A 2,062-nucleotide genomic window follows, 5' to 3' on the forward strand; every position below is an offset into this window, starting at 1 on the left:
TTTTATCATCCTCCGATGTCGCGTCATCATCAGAAACACGTTCTTTTTGATTCTCTGCCTCTGCTGCTACTTCTGCTTCGATTTGCTCGATATCCTGTTTTTGCCTTACCTCTTCCGGTGTAGCTTTCTCAAGCATCTTTGACGTCAATTCCTGAATGCGTCGGTTGCTGTCGTCGGCCACATCTTTGAGTGATTTGAGTCTGCTGAGGCTCCGTTTGATACCGTGGGCCACATCCTGCATGGAGCCAAGGTTGGCCGAGGTGCTGAATGTGGCATATAGAGATACTACAATCGATACTACGGCAAGAACTATGGAAACGATGGCGGAGGCAAACGAAACGTTGTCCATCGCTGCATCGCTCACGCTCTCTTTGCTCAGACAGATTATGACGCAGAAGAGTATCGTAAGGAGTATTCCAATTATGTATACGAGATGCCACCAGTGGATCATCCCTCTTTTTTTGTCGTTTGTTCTCATCAGATGTGTCGGAGTGCGCGTTGGAGTCGGTCGATGTGGGCGCGGGCGCCGAGATAGGGGTAGCGGGTGAGGTCGGGGCGGAGGAGGAATGCGCGGGAGAGGATGTCGAGCATAGTGGCGCAGCAGTGTGCGGCTTCGGCTGGGTCAGTGGTGGCAGCGGAGCGTTGGCGCAGTATGGCAAATATGGCGGTGAGGCAATCGCGTTCGGCTGCAGGGGGATAGGTGCCGTCACCGTAGGTGGAGAGTAGTGTGCGGTAGCGCATATCAAGCTCGGCCCATGTAATGGTAGCTGCGTCTATCGGCGAGCAGACAACAGATGTCGGCAGGATGCGGTTTCTTGATTCAGGGTACGGTGTAGCCCCATTTGCACAAGCACATCCTGCTGTATTTATATCATTATGCGAAGTGGTGGCCATGGCTGCTCAGGCTTTGTCCCCCACTCCACGGAGGAATTTTATGGGCACTTCGGCGGTAACGACCGCACTGATGCCGGTTATGCGTACGATGACACGGTAGCTGTCGCTCCCGGCTTTTTCGATTATGCCGACATGTCCTGAGAAATTTCCGTCGGTGATGATTACCGTATCGTTGATTTCGGGGCCCGGAGCATTGTCGCCGGCCTGTGGGAAGTATAGCCTCAGTGTGTCGGCTCCTACTCTGGCAAGGAGCATGAATGTCATCATCTCGGCGTCGGAGATGATGGCCGGACTTTTCTCGCCGCTTCGGTAGGAGTAGATGTATGCGTCGCTGCCGAGATATCGTTTTATCTCCTGCGCACGGGAGGCGGTGGCGTGGAAAAAGAGCATCGGCTGCATCACTTTGTCGCAGCCGTCAGTGTCTACAGAGTCGCCGCCAAACGGGATATATACATCATCGGATTCTATGCCGAGTTTTGCATCGCCGAGGAGTAGACGTTCCTTTATTTCGGCCGGACCGGCGGCGAAGCATCTTGCTCCATACCAATGACAGGCTGAGCTTTCGATGCTGTCGGCAACGGCATAGTATACCTCCTGAATGTCATCGGCCGAGATTGACTTGTCAGTTTCGGAATAGCGCAGAATGGCAACTTCGCTATTGTTGACCGCTGCGGTAATGACCGGGGCCGGAACGCCGACAGTACGAGCCAAGGCTACCCAGACATCGGCCGATGATTTCGGAAGAAGCGGGTGGCGCAGCGTTAGCATCGCGCCAATGGCGTCGAGACACCTGCGGTAGCTTTCGCCGGTAACGGATGAGATGTAGCGGGTAATGCTGACTCCGAACTCATCCTGAAACTGCTGTATTACAGACAGGCCTTGTGGCGGGACGCTGATTGAGACTCCGGTGCGCAAGGTAGCGCGGCCATTCTCCTCGATATCAGCAAGTGCTTCGTGGAGATTTTCGATGGCTATTCCTCCCAGCAATGTGCTTAGGATGAATACTCGGCGTGCTTTTTCAAGTGCCGGATAGCCGGATAATGCAGCGGTGTCCTTAAGTTTGCGAAAGTCGCCCGGGGTGACGTGTCGTGTGTCGGTCTCATTTTTGGAGCCAACGCCGGCAAACGCTTCTTTTATGGCCTTGCGGTAGTCCGGGCCGAGATAGGAG

At 54.3% G+C, this 2,062-nt stretch carries 2 protein-coding genes and 1 pseudogene; all 3 read right to left on the minus strand.

Translation table 11 applies throughout. From position 1 onward, the window contains the following. On the minus strand, window positions 1-478 hold a 478-nt coding region (locus K2I50_RS10370), incomplete at its 3' end, for a hypothetical protein (protein ID WP_301026279.1). Next, entirely contained in the window at window positions 478-894 is a 417-nt protein-coding gene (locus tag K2I50_RS10375) for a hypothetical protein (RefSeq protein ID WP_301026280.1), read from the minus strand. The genes K2I50_RS10375 and K2I50_RS10370, both read right to left, overlap by 1 nt. A 6-nt stretch (window positions 895-900) precedes the next feature. Next, window positions 901-2,062: pseudogene (locus K2I50_RS10380) on the minus strand (hypothetical protein); the annotation flags it as partial.

It is taken from the genome of Muribaculum sp. (assembly GCF_029051885.1).
GTDB lineage: Bacteria > Bacteroidota > Bacteroidia > Bacteroidales > Muribaculaceae > Muribaculum.

What these genes read in the sequence shown, in the direction of transcription:
- K2I50_RS10375 (WP_301026280.1), bottom strand. Translation starts at nt 894, where the DNA reads ATGGCCACCACTTCGCATAATGATATAAATACAGCAGGATGTGCTTGT.